The organism is Clostridioides sp. ES-S-0190-01 (genome assembly GCF_020658275.1).
Lineage (GTDB): Bacteria > Bacillota > Clostridia > Peptostreptococcales > Peptostreptococcaceae > Clostridioides.
The window spans coordinates 375,158-394,294 of record NZ_JACVWA010000027.1 but is presented as its reverse complement, the minus strand read 5'-3'; the positions used below and the strand labels follow the sequence as shown (position 1 = coordinate 394,294).

Here is a 19,137-nt window from a genome sequence, read left to right as displayed (position 1 = left end):
AATAGGTGATAATTGCTACTCAATCTTATACTTTTAGGGGTAACTTTATGCTAAAACTATACTAAAAACACTTGATAACATTTTAATTTTTTCACACTTTATTCATCAAATATAACTATAAGTTTTAATTTAGTATTACTTTTTATACAGTATTTATGTCAGTAGATTATACTGAAAAAAATACTCTCTTATTAAATGAAACTTTTAAGCTTTTAACTTCTCTAATCTTTTCTTTTTAACTTTTAATATATATAAACAAGATAATATTCCTATTACTAAAATAGCTATTTGGAATATAAATGTATATGTGTACCCTTTATTACCATAAGTATCTATCCAATGTCCTATTAATGCAAATTGGAATACATCTGGTGAAAAGCCTAAAGCTGCTGCTATACCTATAGTAGTAGCTGAATATTTAACTGGCACATTTACTTCCTCTTGAACTGCATAGTATATACCTTTTCCCATATAACCTAATATACCTACTACAAATGTTAATGCTATAAATAAAGTCATTGGCGTTGATGAAGGCAATACTAAGAATAAAACTATTACTACTATACCAAGTACATATATTGGTAAAAGCACTTTAGTAGGTGATTTTACTTTGTCTGCACAGTACCCTCCAAATGGAGCACCAAATAATTTTAATCCATGTTGTCTTATTATAGCCAATGCTCCAGATAGTGCAACTGAACCTCCAAGTACTGATGTTATATAAGGTGTAAAGTAAGACATTGTAACTGTAAATGAATATACACAGAATATACTTATACCTACTAACCAAGTATTTGGTGATTTTAAAACTACCATAAAGTCACTAGCAGCCATTTTTTCACTTTTACCTTCTTCTTTTTCTTCACTAATATCTACATCTTTAATTACAAACCATAATACTGGACACATTACTATAGATAATATTCCTAAAGATATCATTACCCATCTCATACCTAAAACAGGAGTTGAAAATAATGTATAAATATATAAGAATATAGCTCCCATTACTACTCCAGAAACTCCAACCATAGCTTCATTAAATCCATAAACTTTACCTTGATTTTCTTTTCCTATAACTCTAAGTATCTTTACCATAGAAGGGTAGTTCATAACTAATGATGTAATTGCACAACCTACCCAAGTTATGACAGCAAATGTATAGTTCATGTTAAATGCAAATAAAAATGATACTATTCCATTAAGAAATACAGAGCCTAAAATTATCTTTCTATAATCAAATCTATCTGCTAACCATCCTCCTATAGGAGCTCCAAATATATTACCTAATCCATAAATTGTAAGTAGAAAACCTAGTTGAGTATTTGAACACTGTAATGCTTTTAAAATTGGATCATACAATGTGTATTGGATAAATGGTATAATATAAACTAATTCCCAACATATAGCTATAATAACAAGTTGAATCATTAACTTTCCAAACTTTATCCCGTTCCCTTTTTCTCCCATAATTAAGCCCTCACTTTTAATATTTATTCACAAGCATAATTGAGTTCTTTTTTTATAACTTCTGCAAGCATTTTAATCCCTTCAACTATTTGCTCTTCTGACATTGTTGTATAATTAAGTCTCATAGTATTTTTTGGACCATTATTTGCAAAGAATGATTCTCCAGAAACATAGGCAACTCCAGCATCAATAGCTTTATCTAGTAAATTATCTACATTTATACTTTCAGGAAGTTCAACCCATATAAACATACCTCCATCTGGTTCTGTATATTTTGCTTCTTCTGGAAAATATTTTTTCATAGTTTCTAACATCAAGAAACATCTTTTTTTATACTCAGCTCTTATTTTTTCTACATGTTCATTTAAATTATACTTCTTTAAGTATTCTATTACCTGTACTTGAGAAAATTGATTTGATTGTAAATCGATACCTTGCTTTAAAAGTTCTGCTTTATCTATAATATCTATATTCCCACACATCCAAGCAACTCTAAATCCTGGACATAACACTTTTGAAAATGACCCTAGATATAGTACTTTATCTTTAGTATCAAGTGATTTAAATGTAGGTAGTGGTTCTTGTGTAAATCTTATTTCTCCATAAGGATTATCTTCTATTACTATGACATCATACTTGTTTACAACTTCCATAAAATCTTTTCTTCTTTGTAAAGACCATGTTTTTCCTGTAGGATTTTGGAATGTTGGTATTACATATATAACCTTTATGTTTGAATTTTCAGATAATAATTTATCTAAATCTTCTGTTACCATTCCTTCTTCATCTGTATCTACTCCTAAAAAATCACATTCATAAGGTCTAAATGCATTTATTGCACCTAAGTAACTTGGATTTTCTGTAACTACTATATCTCCTTTTTCTAATAAAATCATAGCACTAAGAGCTATACCTTGTTGTGAACCAGTAGTTATTATAATATTTTCTGGTTTTGTTTCAATATTTTCTTCTTCTTTCATTCTCTTAGCTATTATTTCTAACAACTCATCTTCACCTTTAGTAGGTCCATAAGCTAAAGCAAATTTTCCTCTTTCATCAAGTACTTGCTTAGTTACTTCACTTATTTCTTTTATTGGAAATAAGTTTGGGTCAGGAAGTCCTGCTGCAAAAGATATAACAGTTCCACCACTTGCCACTTTTTGAGCTATCTTCTTTTGAGAGTCTCTTATAGCTGAAGCCTTTACCATATCCATTCTTTTTGCATATTTCATAATAATTCATCCCCTTTTAAATAATTTCTTATTGTGATGCTAAGCAGGCTAGTGCTATTGAATTTATTTTAATTTCGGCTGTATCAGAGCGTGAACCTAAAATTATTGGATTTGTCGCCCCCAAAACAATCCCTGCCCACTTAGCTTTATTGAATCTAAGCCATGACTTTCCTAATATGTTTCCTGCCTCTATATTTGGAAATACAAGTAAGTCAACATCGCCAGCAATATTACTTTCGATACCTTTATGCTTTGCTGCATATACATCAAATGCAACATCAAAGGCTATTGGACCTTCTACTATACAATTTGGTATTTCTCCTAATTTTACCATCTCTACAAGTGAATTAGCATCTACTGTAGATTGTATTTTGGGGTCTACCATTTCATTTGCAGTAAGTATCGCAGTTTTAGGATTTTCCATACCTATACTCTTCATAGTAAGAAGTGAATTTATCAATATATCTTTTTTCTGATTTAAATTTGGAGATACATTTATACCACTATCTGTACAATAAAGAAGTTTGTGGTATTGAGGTAATTCATATACTGCAAGTAAACTTAAAAGTCTTCCTGTTCTAAGACCAAACTCTTTATTTAATATAGCTCTCATATAAACACTTGTATTTACTAACCCCTTCATAAGAACTTTAGCATCCTTATTTTTAACTACTTCTACAGCTTTTTTAACTGATTCATCAGGATTTTGACACCCTATTATTTCATATCCCTTTAGTCCAATCTCTTTTGATATATTTTCTATTTTATCTTTATTGCCTACGAGAATTGGTTTTATAAGATTTAAATCTGTTGCTGATTTTACAGCTTTTAACACTTCTTCATCTTCTGCAACAGCAACACTTACAATAACAGGTTCAAGCTTTTTAGCTTCTTCTAATAAATTATTAAAATCTTTTAACATATTTTTTCTCCTAAATATTAATAAGTTTTTGCCATTTCTTCTCCATTAAGTACTCTAAGAGCTCCAAGAGCAAGTGCTTCCATTTCCATCTCACCTGCCACTATCTCTACTGGTGCTAAATATGAAACTTTTTCCATTATTCCTTTAATCACCATTTCCGAATGCGATATTCCCCCTGTTAAAATAATTCTATCTATATCTCCAGAAAGTGATGCTCCATACATAGAAATTTCTTTAGCTGTTTGATAGATGAATGCATCCATTATAAGTTTAGCTTTTTCATCACCATCTTTAATTCTATTTTCAATTTCTATCATATCTTTTGTTCCTAAATAATCGTACATACCCCCAATTGAGCTTACTTTTGCAACCATTTCATCGTGAGTATATTTTCCTGAGTAGCATAATTCTATAAGAGGGTATGCAAGTAATCCTCCACTTCTTTCTGGCGAAAATGGACCATCAGACCTTCCACCACTTCCATCTATCATTTTTCCTTTTTTATGTGCTACAATTGATATTCCAGAACCTAGATGAGCTACAATAAAGTTATAATCTTCATATTTTCCACCTAGTTTTTGTGCTATTTTTCTTGATACAGCCTTATGATTTAGTGCATGCAGCCAGCTAGCTTTTTCTATATCTGATATACCTGTAATCCTTGATACATCATCAAATTCATCTACAGAAACTGGGTCTACTACAAATGATTGAACTCCTATTTCATCTGCTATAGTCTTAGCTAACAAGGCACCTAAGTTTGATGCATGTTCTCCATTTATTTCATTTCTCATGTCCTCAATCATTTCTTTACTTACAATATAGGTACCACCTTTTATAGCCTTCATAAGTCCACCACGACCCACTACTGCATCAAAAGAATTTATATCATGATTTTCACTACTTAAAACATCCACTATTAATTGCTTTCTATAATCATATTCATCAAATACCTTGGAAAATTTTTTTAAATCTTCTCTTGTATGAGTTATATTTTTTTTCAAAACTTCATCTTTATCTTGAAATACAGAAATCTTTGTAGATGTACCACCAGGATTAATTACTAAAATTTTCACTTCAACGCCTCCTCGGTTTCATACTATAGAACGTCGTTCTGTTAATTTCTTAAAAATTTTTGTCGTCCTATTACTCAGAACGACGTTCTATATTTTATTAATTAAATACTAACACATAAAAATGAGTATTTCAATAATAATTTTAAATATTTAAAATATTCACTCATAGTCATATCCAGCTTCAAATGCTTCTACATTTTTGGCATTAAACTTTCCTTTACCTTGATTTTCAAAGTATTCACACATACCACTTTCAAATTCTTCTTTTGTGAATAAATCTAAATTCTTCACCATAGCACCTAACATACAAATATTAGCAGATTTTTCATTACCTAAATTTTGAGCTATTTCAGTAACAGGTACTTTTATAACATTAATATCTTCTCTATATTTTCTATCCTTATTTACTAGTGATTCATTGACAAACATATAACCATTTGCTTTCATTAAACTCTCATACTTATCTACTGATACACTATTCATTCCCAATAAGATATCTGGATTTTTTACACAAGGATTTGCAATTTTTTCATCACTTACAACAACATTACAATTTGCACTTCCTCCTCTCATCTCATTTCCATAAGATGGGAACCATGTAATCTTCTTTTCTGCCTTATATGCAACATACATTATAATTTTTCCTGCTGTAAGAACTCCCTGTCCTCCAAAACCAGCACATATAATTTCATTTAACATATTATTTCCTCCCTAATCAATAAATTCTCCAAGTGGATACTTTGGAACAAGTTCGTTTTCTATTCTCTTCATAGCATCTACTGGCTTTAATCCCCAGTTTGTTGGACATGGTACAAGTATTTCTATTAAGCAAAAGCCCTTTTTATCTTTTTGTTTTTCAAGTGCTTTTTTGATATATCTTTTTGTTGTATTTATTTCTTTAGGGTTAGTTATTGTTCCTCTTGCCAAATATGCTATATCTAAATTTCCCATAACTTTTACAACATCAAATGTTGAGCCATGGTCTTCATATGTTCTACCTGCTGGAGTAGAAGCTGTATGTTGACCTTGTACAGTAGTTGGAGCCATTTGACCACCTGTCATTGCAAACATATTATTATTCATAACTAAAAATATTACATTATCATTTCTAGTAGCAGCTGACATAGTTTCTCCAAGCCCTATTGCATAAGCTCCACCATCTCCAGCTATTGTAAATATATATTTATCTGGTCTAACTCTTTTCATAGCTGCCATAGCTGCACCCATTTTACCATGAGGAGGAACAACAACATCTACATTCATACTAAATTGAAACATATGATTACATCCTATATCTGAGCATATAATCGTATCTTGACATATATTCATTTCTGTTAATACTTCTCCAATAATTCTATCGACTATAGAGTGTCCACAGCCTCCACAGAACATATTTTCACACATCATTATTGCTGGTGCTTTTTTAGCCATAATTAAAATACCTCCTCTTGCTTAGCTTTTCCATCTATAATCTCTTGAGCAAAATCTATTAATTGATTTACTTCTGCCATATATTGAGCTGTTGCTACTGAATATACTGGGAATCTATTATTACATGCTATAATTACATCTTCCTTCATTTGTGCCATCATATTCATTTCAACTGTTACAAGCCCTTTTAATGAATCTTTTAATTTTTTAAAAGCTTTTCTTGGGTAAGGCCACAATGTTTTTGGTCTTATTAATCCAAGTTTTATACCTCTTGCTCTTGCATCTCTAACTGCGCCTTCTGCTATTCTTGAAGAAATTCCATATGCAACAAATACCACATCTGCATCTTCTATCTCTATTTCTTCCCATCTTTGTTCATTTTCTTGAACTTTTCTCATTTTTTCTATATAACCTTTTTGCCATGTATCTTGGTCCTCAAAATATGTTATATCAGTTATTACTTTATTTTTTTCTCCAACAGGAGTTCCTTTTGCTGCCCATGGAGCTTTATCCTTATCATATTCTTTCATTGGTGGTGCTATACAAGGTTCTACCATTTGACCTATTGTAGCATCAGAAAGTATAAGTACTGGATGCATATATTTTTCAGCTAATTCAAAAGACTCATATGCCATATCCATATTTTCTTGAACACTATTAGGTGCTAATACAATTAAATGATAATCTCCATTTCCTCCACCTTTTACAGCTTGCCAGTAATTATCTTGACCAGCTCCTATAAATCCATCTCCTATACCATATCTCTGTACACATGCTACAACTGCTGGTAAACCAGCTGATACCCAATATGCAATTCCTTCTTGTTTTAATGAAAATCCAGGTCCAGATGAAGATGTCATAGCTCTTGCTCCAAGTGCACTTGCCCCCATAACCATATTTACGCTGGCTATTTCAGATTCACCTTGAATAAATACTCCTCCAACCTCTTTTTGTCTCCAAGCCATCATTTCTAATATTTCTGATTGTGGTGTTATTGGATAACCTGCATAAAATCTACATCCACCACGTATAGCTCCTTCTGCTAAGGCTTCATTTCCCTTAATTAATAAACTTTGCATACGTTTTCTCCCTTCCAATAAAAAGTTATTTATAATATCTCAAATACTAAATCAGGACACATTGTATAACAAGCGCCACATTGAACACACTTTTCTTCATCGACTTTGACTGTTACAAAGCCTTTTTTATTTGTGTAATCAGAAAGACTTATTGCTTCTTTTTTGCAAGCTTCAATACAAAGATAACACCCCTTACATCTTTCAACACTCAACTTGACTTTTTCCATTTTTCAAATCTCCCCTCTTATGTAGTAATTTTTTTACCTAATTTTAAATATATAATATTCATGTGGGTTTATTATATATATATTTTATTATTGTTCTATTCTTTAGAACACTGTTCTGTTTTGTATTGCTTAATTAAAAGATATCACATTCGCTTATATATTTCAATAATTTTTTCAATTTTAAAAATATTTAATTTTTATATTCAATAAAAAAGAGACCCTATCTAAACTGGTATTTACAAATAACAATTTAAATTTAGTCTCTTTTTATTATTCAAATTTATTTCTTAAAATTATCTAAAAAGTTCAGATATGCTCTTTGCAGTTTCTATAACCCTTTTAATTTTATATTCAAAGTCTCCTTCTCGCATCCTTATAGTAGGACCTGATAGACTTATTGCTGCTATAGCTTTATTGTTTTTATCCAAAATAGGTGCTCCAATACAAGTTAAACCATGTTCTAGTTCTTGGTCATCTAGAGCATATCCTTGCTCTTTTATTTTTGCCAAAAAAATCATCATATCATCCCAATTATCAATTGTATGTTCTGTATATTTGTGTATTGGAGTTTTTCTGTATTTTTCAAAATCTATAGAATCATTAAATGCCATAAGACATTTTCCAACCGCTGAACAATAACATTCGCTACTAGAACCAACTGATGGATTTACTGAGAGTAATTGATTTGAACCATATTCTTTATGTATTATGATGCTTCTTGGAGAATCTTGAGCTCTTTCTTCTAGTATAGACACATTCACTACTTCGTTAAATTCTTGATTTAATTTTTTCGTATATGGTTTTACTATTTCAGTCAATGACATCTGTTCTCCCACAACCATACCTATTGCGTATAAATTTATTCCCAACCAATACTTACCATTCTCAGTGTTTTGTATAACAAAACCTTTGTTTTCAAGAGTTACTAAAGTTCTATGTATAGTACTCTTATATACTCCCATAATCTTACTTATTTCAGTTATTCCCATTTCTCTCTTTTCATGATATAATAGCAAAATTATGTCTAGGGCTCTATCTAATGCATTTATTATTTCTCCCATATACAAGTACTCCTCCTGCGAATATTAAGCGTTTATTCAACACTATACTAAATATTATATATTAAAATTACAAAATTATCTATTTATCTTAATTATATTTTATAAAACAAAAATATTATACTTATTTAACAAAATAAAGAGTCCTACTAAGTATATGTTCCTTATTTTGACTTTTAATAGTACTCTACTGTTATATTTTTACCAACTCTAGATAATAATATATATATAATTATACAGCATATTTATTTTTATACAAGTCTAATAATGAGGTGAAATAATGGATAATTTAAAAGAGACATTGTTAAATGAACTAGATAATTTTAAAGAATATTCTTTAAAATTATTAAATGGAGAAATAAATAAAATGCAATACAAAGGATTTTCTGGTGGATATGGAGTTTATGCTCAAAGAGACAAAAAATCATTTATGATAAGACTTCGAGTATCTGCTGGGGTATTGTCGAAATCTCAGCTTAAAAAAATTTACCAAATGGCTACCAAACATAAGCTAGATAAGATACACTTAACAACTAGACAAGCTATACAATTACATGACTTGTCTATAGACTCTATAGTTGATATTATGGAAGAGGGAATAAAAAATGATATCTTCACTAGAGGCAGTGGTGGTAACTATCCTAGAAATGTAGGCTTATCTCCATTATCAGGAGTTGACCCTGACGAAGCTTTTGATGTTACCCCTTATGCAGTTGCTACTGATAAATATTTTATCAAAAATGCTACTACATATCACTTACCTAGGAAACTAAAAGTTTCCTATTCTAATTGTTACACAGATTCTGCCCATTGTAGTATACAAGACTTAGGATTTGTAGCTACTCTAAAAAATGGCAAACCATATTTTAGAGTTTTCTTAGGTGGAGGTTTAGGTAAACAACCTAAAGTTGCTTTAGAACTTGATGAAGTTATAAAACCTAAAGATGCATTATATTGTGTAGAAGGAATGATTAAATTCTTTATGGCTTATGGTAATTATGAAAATAAAAACAAAGCTAGGGTTAGATATATGGTTGAAACGCTTGGAGAAAATATGTTTTTAGAAAAATTTAAAGAATACTATAAATTAGAAAAAGAAAAAGGTAATCTTGAACTTAATGTTGAACAAATCGACTATTCTAAACCTGGAATTAAGATAGATTTACATGACTCTAGATTAATACATCAAAAACAATCTGGCTTATATACTGTATATATACATCCAATTGGAGGTCTATTATCTAATAAAGATTTAAAACTTTTACTTCAAGGGTTAGATAATATTAAAAATCCTATGATTAGATTAGGTATGACAGAAGGCTTGTACATTCTAAATTTAGATGGAAATGAGGCAAAAAGGATAATAGAAATAAGCAAGACTATTAGTTGTAACTCTCAATTAGAACAGAGTATCTCCTGCATAGGTGTTCCTATTTGTCAGATGGGTATACAAAATAGCCAAAAAATGTTACATGAGATAATAGATTATTTTAGATTACAAAACAATGAAGAAGTTTTAAGTAAAGCTCCTAAACTGTATATTTCAGGATGTCTAAATTCATGTGGTGTTCACCAAATTGGTAGCATAGGATTATGTGGTAAAAAGAAAAATGTCAATGGAGTATCTACTGATGCATTTGAATTATTTGTTGGAGGTAGTTTTGAAATAGGCAAGACTAGACTAGGAAAATCTCTAGGAGATTTTAAGGCTAGTGACATTCCTAAAATGCTTTATGAAATAGCTGAGGTTTCATCAGAAAATTTTTATGAATGGATAAATTCAAATGATGATTTATTAAATAAAATAATTGATAAGTATAAAATATGACTTAACATAAATGATTATAAAAAATGAGATAGCTTATAACTATCTCATTTTTTACAATCGTTTATGTTTTTATACTATTTATAAACTATTTTAGATAAATCACAAATTTCTAACATAGTATCATATATTTGTTTAAGTAGACCAAGTCTGTTATTTTTAATTGCTTCATCATTATCCATAACCATAACTGAATCAAATAGGTTATCAACTACAGGTCTTAAAGATGCAAACTCATCTAAAGCAGTACCGTATTTCTTATCTTTTAATAATTCTTTTACTCTTACTTTTACTTGCTTAAATTCATTATAAAGCTTAATTTCAGCATCTTCTTTTAATAGACTTTCATCAACCTTATCACATTCTGCTTTCTGAGCCAAAGTAGAAACTCTATTAAATGCAGTAAGCATTTCCACTAATTCATCTTTTTCTAGCCAATTATTAAGCTCTAAAGCTCTCATATGCATATCAGAAATATCATTTATATCAGAACTTAAAACAGCATCAACAACATCATATCTTATACCTAAATCTTTAAATAGATTTTTTACTCTTTCATTAAAGAAGTTCATTATTTGTTCAACAACATCTTCTTTATTAAAATCTAAGTTAGAATAATTATCTAAAGCATGTTCAATAAGTACTTTTAAGTCTACAGCTACTTTTCTATCCATAAGTATACTAAGTATACCTAAAGCTTGTCTTCTTAAAGCATATGGGTCTTGAGAACCTGTTGGTTGTATTCCTATAGCAAAAAATCCTGCTATTGAATCTAATTTATCAGCTATTGATAAAGCTACCCCTGCATTAGTTTTAGGAAGAATATCTCCTGCAAATCTTGGTAAATAATGTTCAAAAATAGCTTCACTTACAACATCATTTTCTCCTCCAACCTTCGCATATTCTTTTCCCATAAAACCTTGTAATTCATCAAATTCTCCTACCATTCCAGTAACTAAATCTGCTTTAGATAATTTAGCAGCTCTCATAGTGTCTGCCTTTTCATCTGCTAACCCTAAACTATCAAGTATATCAGCGCTTAGTTTTTCAAGTCTTAAAGTTTTGTCATAAATAGTACCCAATTTTACTTGGAAAACAACAGTTTTTAATTTTTCTATGTAGCTTTCTAAGTTTCTCTTAGTATCTTCTCTATAGAAAAATAAAGCATCAGCAAGTCTTGCTTCTAAAACTTTTTCATTTCCAGCTTTAACATTATCTATTCTGTAAGAATCTCCATTTCTAACAGCTATAAAGTTAGGTAACAGTTTTCCTTCTTTAAGAACTGGGAAATATCTTTGATGTTGTTTCATAGGAGTTATGACAACTTCTTTTGGTAGTTTTATATAATCTGTATTAAATTCGCCATAAAAAGCAGTTGGATATTCAACTAAGTAAGTTACTTCTTCAAGTAAATCTTCATCAAACTCAACTTCGCCACCTAAAGAATTGGCTACTTCTATACATTGTTTTCTTATAATTTCTTTTCTCTTATTTTGGTCTAAAACTATATAATTTTTCTCTAATTTTTCAAAATATTCTTCTATAGAATTAACTTCTATTGTACTTTCTCCTAAGAATCTATGCCCTTTTGTTACATTAGAAGATATTATTCCTTCTAAATCAAATTCTAATACCTTATCATTTAACAATGTAACTATCCATCTTATAGGTCTTGCAAATTTTAGGTTTTTTCCTCCCCAACGCATAGCTTTTGGAAATACTACAGATTTTATAGTTTCTGGTAATATCTCTTTTAACACTTCTGAAGTGTCTTTCCCAGCTTGCTTTATAGTAGCAAAAATATATTCATCTTTTCCAACTTGTTTAAAATATATATCAGATTCGCTTAATCCTTTACTTTTTATAAATCCTAAAGCTGGTTTTGTGAAATTATTGTCTTCATCAACAGCAATCTTCTTAGCTGGACCTTTTATTTCTTCTTCTAAATCACTTTGCTTATCACTTAAACCTTCAACTACTAAAGTCAATCTTCTTGGTGTTCCATAGGCATCTATTTTATTAAAAGATATTCTATTTTCCTCAAATAATTTATTAAGATTGTTTTTTAATTGTTCTAGTGTACTACCCATAAATCTTGATGGCATTTCTTCAACACCGATTTCAAATAAAAGATAATTTTTCATTATTTGTCACCGTCCTTTAAAAGAGGGAATCCCATTTCTTCTCTTTGTTTTACAAAAGTTTCTGCAACAGTTTTTGCCATATTTCTAACTCTACCTATAAATGAAGCTCTTTGACTAACACCTATTGCTCCTCTTGCATCCAATGTATTAAATGCATGAGAACATTTTAATACATAATCATATGAAGGTATTACAAGACCACTTTCCATAAGTCTTAATGCTTCTTTTTCATATATATCAAACAGATTAAACAACATATCTGCATCACATAATTCAAACGCATACACTGAATTTTCATACTCAGCTTTATTAAACACTTCGCCATAAGTTATTTTATCATTCCATTTTAAATCATAAACACTATCAACTTCTTGAATGTACATAGCTAATCTTTCTAACCCATATGTAATTTCTCCTGTCTCAAGCTCACATTCAATATTACCTACTTGTTGGAAGTATGTAAATTGAGTTATTTCCATACCATCTAACCAAACTTCCCATCCAAGTCCCCAAGCACCAACTGTGGCAGCTTCCCAGTTGTCTTCAACAAATCTTATGTCATGTTCACTTGGGTCAATTCCAATTTCTTTTAAGCTCTCTAAATACAATTCTTGTATATTATCTGGAGATGGCTTTAGTATAACTTGGAATTGATGATGTTGATATAATCTGTTTGGGTTTTCACCATATCTTCCATCTGCTGGTCTTCTTGAAGGCTCTACATAGCATACTTGCCAAGGCTCAGGTCCTAATGATCTTAAAAAAGTATTAGGATTCATAGTTCCAGCACCTTTTTCAACATCGTAAGGTTGCATCATGATACAACCTTGCTTTGACCAGTATTTTTGCAATGCCAGTATCATTTCTTGAAAATTCATAAAAATCCCTCCTATAACAATAAAGCCTCTCGTCTACACGAAAGGCTATTTTAATAGTTCTTCTACAACTTTTAGAATATCAAATTCTATAAAATTTGTCAATGTTAGTGATAATTCTTATAATTATCTTCTTTTCATTTTTTAAAAGTCACTTTATATCTATTTATTTTCGTCTTCGTTTTCATTATTCTTTTCAGATTCTTCTTTCATTAGATCAGCAGTTACATCTTTATCATCTTCTTTTTTATCAACTACTACATCTTTTACATCTTTGGCTGCATTAGTTATCATATTCTTCAAAACATGAAGTTTTTCTTCATTTAATTCACCTAAGTCTACAACTTCACCATCTTCTTCATTTTGAACTTTTATACGATATTTACTTATAACAGCAGCTGATAAACCAACTAGAGTAGCTAATGGTACAAAAGCTAATCCAACAACTCCTACTGTTAAAGGAATATTCATCATAGTTTTTCCATCTTTTTCAACTATTACTCTTACAACACTACTTTTTTTAAGAAGTTCTTTTAATTGATATTTTATATTTTCTCCATCTTTACCAAATACTTCTTCCATAGTTTCTTTAGCAGATTTAGCTTTACAATTACAAGTATTCTTTTTATTTTCTAAATATATTACTGCCTCAATTACATCTCCATTACATTCCACTAATGCTTCTTTTGCTTCTGCATAAGTTGCTCCTGGAACTCTTTCAAAGACTGAATCAACCATTTCAATAGTTATATTACTACTCATTATTATCCACTCCCTTATTGTTTTTTACACTTTGCAATACGTGTAATGATTTTAGATTAATATTATCAACATAAACTTTCAAATATTTTTCTAGTATATTTTCGAGTTCATGTGTTATATATTTTGATACTTTAGCTTTGCTACATGTTAAAATATCATTCCTTAATACATATTCCATGAGACTAACAGTTGTTAAATCCAGTTTTATATTATTATCAAAAAGTGTATTACACTTACTACATAGTATACCACCTTCATAAACATTAAACATAGAATTTTGCAAAATTTTACTTCCGCAATTAATACATTTATTTACTATTGGTTTAAATCCTATATAGTCCAAGAACTTTAACTCAAATGCAGCTGTTACAAATCTATTATCTGTATTTTCTTGTGTATATAAATACAGCGTCTGTGCAAGTAATATAAATAACCTATTATTAGTCTGATTTTCAAGTATAGAATTTTCAACTAATTTTGTAATATATGTAGCATAAGAAAATGCCTCTATATCGTAGGATATATTATAAAAACTCTTTATGATTTCACTTTGAGTAACCTTGTACATATTTCCTTGTTTTTTTAAAGTAAAATTGCTATAAGAAAATAACTGTGATGATGAAAGTAAAGAGCTCTTATTTTTTTTAGCTCCTTTTGCTATTGCAGATACTTTTCCAAGCTTTCTCGTAAACAGAGTAAGTATTATATCACTTTCCTTGTACCTTATAGCTTTAAGTACTATCCCCTGGGTGTTCAGGATTATCATCGTCTTCTTTTTTCTCCCTTACTTCTTCGACTTCTTCACTTAGGTTTTTGCAATCACAGAAGTATAGATATGCATCTATACTGCCTGTTTTTTTAAAAACTTCCCAACTGATATTGTTCATTTTTAAAAAACCCCCTTCTTACATTTATACTTATATTTTTAGTAAGAAGAGGATAAATCATACATAAAGTTATTAAACAATTTTTGACAATAACGCTGTCGTTATTATAAAATAAACTGCTATACCAGTTATATCAAGAGCTGTAGATATAATTGGTGATGAAACTGTAGATGGATCTGCATCCATCTTTTTTAATAAAACAGGCATAAATGCACCTATTGTTGCACCCAAAACCATATTTATAAATAATGATATTGAAACAATTAATACAATGTCTAATTTTTTCATAACAAAGTAAATTACAATACCTGTTATTATACTACACAAAAGACCTGTAATAATTCCTACAATACCTTCTCTTACTACATTGCTAAAATTCAAATCTTTATTAGACAGTGTTATTACTGTAACAGAAGATGATTGTGTTCCAATATTACCACCCATACCTATTACTACAGGTATAAAAAATACCAGTGGAGCATATATAGGGTTCATTATATAATCTAAATTAGAAAGTATTAGAGAAGCCAATAGACCTCCAATTAATGTAATAATTAACCATGGCAGTCTACCTCTAAGAGCTGATATTGTCTGCTCTTTCAATGTAGGATTTTCCTTTTCAGCAACTTCTCTTTCATGCTCTGAACTTCCTGCAAATTTATACATATCTTCAGTTGCTTCTTCTTCCATAACATCTATTATATCATCTACTGTTATTATCCCTTTTAACTTTTCTTGTCTATCTACTACTGGAATTGCTATTAAATTGTATTTCGATACTAACCTAACCGCTTCTTCTCTATCTTCATCTACATAAACAGAAATTATATTTTCACTCATTAAATCTTCTACTATATTTGCATCTCTCGCTATTATTAGCTCTCTTAAAGATAATACTCCAACTAGCTTTTCTTCATCATCAACTACATATATATAATAAATAGTCTCAGCTTCATCAGCTTCTTCTCTCATATGTTCTATTGCCTCAAGAGCTGTCATATCTTTATTTATAGAAATATATCCAGTGGTCATTGTTCCACCTGCAGAGTCTTCATCATAGAATAATAATTCTTTTACATAGTCAGCGTTTTCTTGATTTAAAAGATTTATTATATGTTCTCTTTCTTCTTCTTCAAGTTCACTAAGTTTATCTGCCATGTCTCCAAGAGACATAAGTTCAAGTATGTTTTTTGCATGTTCTACATCTAACTTAGATAAAATACTAATAAAAAACTCTACACTACCTTCTTCTAATATAGAAGATGCCATATCTAGAGGAAGTACTTCAAACAGTTGAATTTTCATGTCTTCCTCTAAATTTTCCATTATATCGAATATATCAATTATATGATATTCCTCTATTAATTCTCTTAACTCCAATACTTTATTATTATCAATTAATGATTTTACTTCATATAATAAATCTTGGGAAGCATCCAGTTTCCTATCCATATAACCCACCTTTATTTATCATTATATCCAAAATTATTTATATAATTTTGTAAATTTCTCCAATTTTCTTTAACCTTAACCCATAACTGGAGATTTATTTGTGAACCTAAAAGTAATTCTATATCTTGTCTTGCTGATTTACCTATTCCTTTTAGTTTCCTACCATTCTTTCCTATTATTATTCCCTTATGTGAATCTCTTTCACAATATATTACAGCAGATACATCTACTATTTCTTTATCATTTCTTGCTTTCATTTTTTCAATTTCAACAGCTACACCATGAGGTATTTCATCATTAAGATAATGAAGAACTTTTTCTCTTATAAGTTCTGCTATTAATACTCTCTCTGGTTGATCTGTAATCATATAATCTGGAAAATACTTTGGTCCTTCTTCTAAGTAATTTTGTATAACTTTTATTAGAGTATCTGTATTTTTTCCTTTTAACGCTGATATTGGTACTATCTCTTTGAAAATACCTTCTCTATCATACATTTTTATTATATCAAATAATTCATCTTTTTGACCTAGTTGGTCTATTTTATTTACAACTAGAATTATTGGTGTCTTAACAGATTTTAAATCCTCTATTATTTTTCTGTCTCCAGGACCTATTTTTTTAGAATCATCAACTACAAATAATATTAAATCTACATTTTTAAAAGCTTCTGTTGCTGCCTTTACCATGAATTCACCTAATTTATTTTTAGGTTTGTGAATACCTGGTGTATCTAAAAATACTATTTGAGTTTCTTCATCTGTATAGACTGCTTGTATTGTATTTCTTGTAGTCTGAGGTTTATCACTCATTATAGCTATCTTTTCCCCTACTACATTATTCATTAAAGTAGATTTCCCTACATTTGGTCTACCTACTATACTGACAAATCCTGATTTGAACATTAACTGTCTCCTAACTTTTATCTTCTTGTATTTAATTGCTTTAAATTTATTTTAGTTTTTTAATTTATTTTAAATCATTTCCAGAGAAATAGTTTGGTAGCAAATCTTTTATATCATGCTCAAACACCTCTCCTTTAGTATATCCTGTTATTATTTTTATATCAGAACCAAACTCTATAATTACTTGTCTACATATTCCACAAGGATATGTTTGTTCATTATTTTCTGAGTTATCACTTGCTATTGCTATTTTATATATATCCTTATCACCTTCTGATATAGCTTTAAAAATAGCTGTTCTTTCTGCGCAATTTGTTCCACCTAATGATGCACATTCTATATTACATCCAGTATAAACTTTTCCACTCTTAGTCAAAAGAGCTGCACCCACTCTAAAACTTGAGTAAGGAGCATAAGAATGTTGTCTAGCATCTTCTGCCAACTTTAACAATTCTATGTTGTCCACAACATCTCCTCCTGTATACACTTATTAGAATTTATTTTTATTTAATACTCTACATTATATCATAAAAATTTAATTGTAACAGATTTGTTTCATTGTTAAATATTTTATGTACATTCATTTTAATTATAAAACATTCCAAGCTGAAATACTAATACTGCTATTAACACGCCTAACAAAGCTCCTGCTATGGTTTCCCAGAATGTATGTATTTTTCCCTCAATCCTACTTTGAGCAACCAATACAGCCATTATATATGCAAGAGTAGATGCAACTACTCTTTCTGTCATAAGTGTAATTGCAGTTGCTATAGCAAATGCTAGAGCAGCATGACCACTTGGCATACCTCCTTTTAAAGGTGTCCCTGTCGAAGTCAATGCTTTTACTACTACTACAGCTATAAGAACCAACAATATGCATATCAAGGTTATATGCAATTCTGATTCTCTTATCTTGTAAATTAACATTCCAGATATATCTGTCAATTTATCATAAAATAAAATATATCCAACTACTACTGAGTTTAATGCTGCTACTAGTACACCACCTGCTGCAACATCTTTTGCTATTTTAGCAAGTACATGATATTCATCAGTTACCAGGTCTACTGCTTTTTCTATAGCTGTATTAAACATCTCAGCAACTACAACTAAACATATAGACATCAGTAACATTATCATTTCCAATTTTGAAAAGTTAAAAAATAAACTTATTATAAGCACAGCAACTGAGCCTAAGTAATGTATTTTCATATTCCTTTCAAATTTAAATGTATATAATATTCCTTCTATAGCTGCATTAAAAGCTTTAATTATACCTTGACGAGTTTTTCCTGTTTTCATAAGAATTACTCCCTTGTTATGTTTAACTTATTTAATATGTATTCTTCTTTTTCTCTCATTTCTTTTGTATTTTCATCTGTATCATGGTCATACCCTAAAAGATGAAACATACTATGACATATTAAAAAACATACTTCTCTTTCAAAGCTATGATTATATTCTATGCTTTGCTCTAAAGCTCTTTCAAGAGATACTACTATATCTCCTAAAGATTCTTCTTCCAATTCAACATCTTCAAAATCATCACTTAAAAGAGGAAATGATAAAACATCAGTTGGTCTATCAACTCCTCTATATTCTCTATTTAATTCATGAATCTCTTTATTATCTACAAAAGAAAGACTCACTTCATAATTATCATCATATCCTTCATAATCCAAACACTCTAAAATTATATCTTTTATTTTTTCTATTAGTTCTTCATTTACTTCTAATTTATCTTGTCTATCATCTAATATCAAATCCATTAATTACACCTACTTTTTATTCA

Annotated in this window: 20 protein-coding genes; 1 reads left to right on the top strand and 19 read right to left on the bottom strand. The window is 29.6% G+C overall.

The features are described 5' to 3' along the window. Window positions 1-204 precede the first annotated feature (204 nt). From IC214_RS11760 to IC214_RS11720, 9 genes are all read right to left on the bottom strand, one after another. Window positions 205-1,467, bottom strand: coding sequence for an MFS transporter (locus IC214_RS11760; protein ID WP_227432612.1), 1,263 nt, complete (start codon window positions 1,465-1,467; stop codon window positions 205-207). A gap of 23 nt (window positions 1,468-1,490) precedes the next feature. After that, complete coding sequence (locus IC214_RS11755) at window positions 1,491-2,699, bottom strand: PLP-dependent aminotransferase family protein (protein ID WP_227866685.1); 1,209 nt, start codon at window positions 2,697-2,699, stop codon at window positions 1,491-1,493. Between the two features lie 28 nt (window positions 2,700-2,727). Next, entirely contained in the window at window positions 2,728-3,621 is an 894-nt protein-coding gene (locus IC214_RS11750) for a bifunctional enoyl-CoA hydratase/phosphate acetyltransferase (RefSeq protein ID WP_227845619.1), read from the bottom strand. 17 nt (window positions 3,622-3,638) lie between these two features. After that, on the bottom strand, window positions 3,639-4,697 hold the full coding sequence (buk, locus tag IC214_RS11745; RefSeq protein ID WP_227482834.1) for a butyrate kinase: 1,059 nt from the start codon (window positions 4,695-4,697) through the stop codon (window positions 3,639-3,641). Window positions 4,698-4,856: 159 nt separating this feature from the next. Beyond that, on the bottom strand, window positions 4,857-5,396 hold the full coding sequence (locus IC214_RS11740) for a 2-oxoacid:acceptor oxidoreductase family protein (protein WP_227432608.1): 540 nt from the start codon (window positions 5,394-5,396) through the stop codon (window positions 4,857-4,859). A gap of 12 nt (window positions 5,397-5,408) precedes the next feature. After that, window positions 5,409-6,128 (bottom strand): thiamine pyrophosphate-dependent enzyme, encoded by a 720-nt coding sequence (locus tag IC214_RS11735; RefSeq protein WP_227432607.1) that lies wholly within the window; start codon window positions 6,126-6,128, stop codon window positions 5,409-5,411. Window positions 6,129-6,130: 2 nt separating this feature from the next. Next, window positions 6,131-7,207 (bottom strand): 3-methyl-2-oxobutanoate dehydrogenase subunit VorB, encoded by a 1,077-nt coding sequence (gene vorB, locus IC214_RS11730; RefSeq protein WP_227432606.1) that lies wholly within the window; start codon window positions 7,205-7,207, stop codon window positions 6,131-6,133. Window positions 7,208-7,236: 29 nt separating this feature from the next. Further along, window positions 7,237-7,434 (bottom strand): 4Fe-4S dicluster domain-containing protein, encoded by a 198-nt coding sequence (locus tag IC214_RS11725; RefSeq protein ID WP_227432605.1) that lies wholly within the window; start codon window positions 7,432-7,434, stop codon window positions 7,237-7,239. Between the two features lie 293 nt (window positions 7,435-7,727). Continuing rightward, entirely contained in the window at window positions 7,728-8,495 is a 768-nt protein-coding gene (locus IC214_RS11720) for an IclR family transcriptional regulator (protein WP_227432604.1), read from the bottom strand. 277 nt (window positions 8,496-8,772) lie between these two features. Here IC214_RS11720 and IC214_RS11715 point away from each other — a divergent pair, with 277 nt between their 5' ends. Further along, window positions 8,773-10,320 (top strand): nitrite/sulfite reductase, encoded by a 1,548-nt coding sequence (locus IC214_RS11715; protein WP_227866684.1) that lies wholly within the window; start codon window positions 8,773-8,775, stop codon window positions 10,318-10,320. A gap of 74 nt (window positions 10,321-10,394) precedes the next feature. Here the strand turns inward: IC214_RS11715 and glyS are convergent, their stop codons facing one another. The 10 genes from glyS to ybeY form a co-directional block, all read right to left on the bottom strand. Beyond that, a complete protein-coding gene (gene glyS / locus IC214_RS11710) occupies window positions 10,395-12,461 on the bottom strand; it encodes a glycine--tRNA ligase subunit beta (RefSeq protein WP_227835337.1) in 2,067 nt (688 codons plus the stop codon). Then, entirely contained in the window at window positions 12,461-13,339 is an 879-nt protein-coding gene (gene glyQ / locus IC214_RS11705; RefSeq protein WP_227432601.1) for a glycine--tRNA ligase subunit alpha, read from the bottom strand. The genes glyS and glyQ overlap by 1 nt, the downstream gene beginning before the upstream one ends. A 159-nt stretch (window positions 13,340-13,498) precedes the next feature. After that, window positions 13,499-14,098, bottom strand: coding sequence for a DUF4342 domain-containing protein (locus IC214_RS11700; RefSeq protein ID WP_227432600.1), 600 nt, complete (start codon window positions 14,096-14,098; stop codon window positions 13,499-13,501). Next, the gene (gene recO, locus IC214_RS11695; protein ID WP_227432599.1) at window positions 14,091-14,864 is read right to left on the bottom strand and encodes a DNA repair protein RecO; all 774 of its coding nucleotides are present in this window, start codon (window positions 14,862-14,864) and stop codon (window positions 14,091-14,093) included. The genes IC214_RS11700 and recO overlap by 8 nt, the downstream gene beginning before the upstream one ends. Continuing rightward, window positions 14,830-14,985, bottom strand: coding sequence for a YqzL family protein (locus IC214_RS11690; protein ID WP_227432598.1), 156 nt, complete (start codon window positions 14,983-14,985; stop codon window positions 14,830-14,832). Before IC214_RS11690 ends, recO begins: the two co-directional genes overlap by 35 nt. 72 nt (window positions 14,986-15,057) lie before the next feature. After that, window positions 15,058-16,437 carry a magnesium transporter gene (gene mgtE / locus IC214_RS11685; RefSeq protein WP_227432597.1) on the bottom strand — a complete coding sequence of 460 codons (1,380 nt, stop codon included), beginning with the start codon at window positions 16,435-16,437 and terminating at the stop codon, window positions 15,058-15,060. An 11-nt stretch (window positions 16,438-16,448) separates the two neighbouring features. Then, on the bottom strand, window positions 16,449-17,342 hold the full coding sequence (gene era / locus IC214_RS11680) for a GTPase Era (RefSeq protein ID WP_227432596.1): 894 nt from the start codon (window positions 17,340-17,342) through the stop codon (window positions 16,449-16,451). Between the two features lie 64 nt (window positions 17,343-17,406). Continuing rightward, complete coding sequence (locus IC214_RS11675) at window positions 17,407-17,808, bottom strand: cytidine deaminase (RefSeq protein ID WP_227432595.1); 402 nt, start codon at window positions 17,806-17,808, stop codon at window positions 17,407-17,409. A gap of 119 nt (window positions 17,809-17,927) precedes the next feature. After that, window positions 17,928-18,647: a diacylglycerol kinase gene (locus IC214_RS11670; protein ID WP_227432594.1), complete on the bottom strand. Its 720-nt coding sequence runs from the start codon at window positions 18,645-18,647 to the stop codon at window positions 17,928-17,930. A 5-nt stretch (window positions 18,648-18,652) separates the two neighbouring features. Continuing rightward, on the bottom strand, window positions 18,653-19,114 hold the full coding sequence (ybeY, locus tag IC214_RS11665) for an rRNA maturation RNase YbeY (RefSeq protein WP_227432593.1): 462 nt from the start codon (window positions 19,112-19,114) through the stop codon (window positions 18,653-18,655). Window positions 19,115-19,137 lie beyond the last annotated feature (23 nt).

Excerpts from the sequence above, each read along its gene's own strand:
- IC214_RS11760 (WP_227432612.1), bottom strand. The coding sequence starts at position 1,467 with ATGGGAGAAAAAGGGAACGGGATAAAGTTTGGAAAGTTAATGATTCAA.
- IC214_RS11755 (WP_227866685.1), bottom strand. The coding sequence starts at position 2,699 with ATGAAATATGCAAAAAGAATGGATATGGTAAAGGCTTCAGCTATAAGA.
- IC214_RS11750 (WP_227845619.1), bottom strand. The coding sequence starts at position 3,621 with ATGTTAAAAGATTTTAATAATTTATTAGAAGAAGCTAAAAAGCTTGAA.
- IC214_RS11740 (WP_227432608.1), bottom strand. The coding sequence starts at position 5,396 with ATGTTAAATGAAATTATATGTGCTGGTTTTGGAGGACAGGGAGTTCTT.
- IC214_RS11735 (WP_227432607.1), bottom strand. The coding sequence starts at position 6,128 with ATGGCTAAAAAAGCACCAGCAATAATGATGTGTGAAAATATGTTCTGT.
- vorB (WP_227432606.1), bottom strand. The coding sequence starts at position 7,207 with ATGCAAAGTTTATTAATTAAGGGAAATGAAGCCTTAGCAGAAGGAGCT.
- IC214_RS11725 (WP_227432605.1), bottom strand. The coding sequence starts at position 7,434 with ATGGAAAAAGTCAAGTTGAGTGTTGAAAGATGTAAGGGGTGTTATCTT.
- IC214_RS11720 (WP_227432604.1), bottom strand. The coding sequence starts at position 8,495 with ATGGGAGAAATAATAAATGCATTAGATAGAGCCCTAGACATAATTTTG.
- IC214_RS11715 (WP_227866684.1), top strand. The coding sequence starts at position 8,773 with ATGGATAATTTAAAAGAGACATTGTTAAATGAACTAGATAATTTTAAA.
- glyS (WP_227835337.1), bottom strand. The coding sequence starts at position 12,461 with ATGAAAAATTATCTTTTATTTGAAATCGGTGTTGAAGAAATGCCATCA.
- glyQ (WP_227432601.1), bottom strand. The coding sequence starts at position 13,339 with ATGAATTTTCAAGAAATGATACTGGCATTGCAAAAATACTGGTCAAAG.
- IC214_RS11700 (WP_227432600.1), bottom strand. The coding sequence starts at position 14,098 with ATGAGTAGTAATATAACTATTGAAATGGTTGATTCAGTCTTTGAAAGA.
- recO (WP_227432599.1), bottom strand. The coding sequence starts at position 14,864 with ATGATAATCCTGAACACCCAGGGGATAGTACTTAAAGCTATAAGGTAC.
- IC214_RS11690 (WP_227432598.1), bottom strand. The coding sequence starts at position 14,985 with ATGAACAATATCAGTTGGGAAGTTTTTAAAAAAACAGGCAGTATAGAT.
- mgtE (WP_227432597.1), bottom strand. The coding sequence starts at position 16,437 with ATGGATAGGAAACTGGATGCTTCCCAAGATTTATTATATGAAGTAAAA.
- era (WP_227432596.1), bottom strand. The coding sequence starts at position 17,342 with ATGTTCAAATCAGGATTTGTCAGTATAGTAGGTAGACCAAATGTAGGG.
- IC214_RS11670 (WP_227432594.1), bottom strand. The coding sequence starts at position 18,647 with ATGAAAACAGGAAAAACTCGTCAAGGTATAATTAAAGCTTTTAATGCA.
- ybeY (WP_227432593.1), bottom strand. The coding sequence starts at position 19,114 with ATGGATTTGATATTAGATGATAGACAAGATAAATTAGAAGTAAATGAA.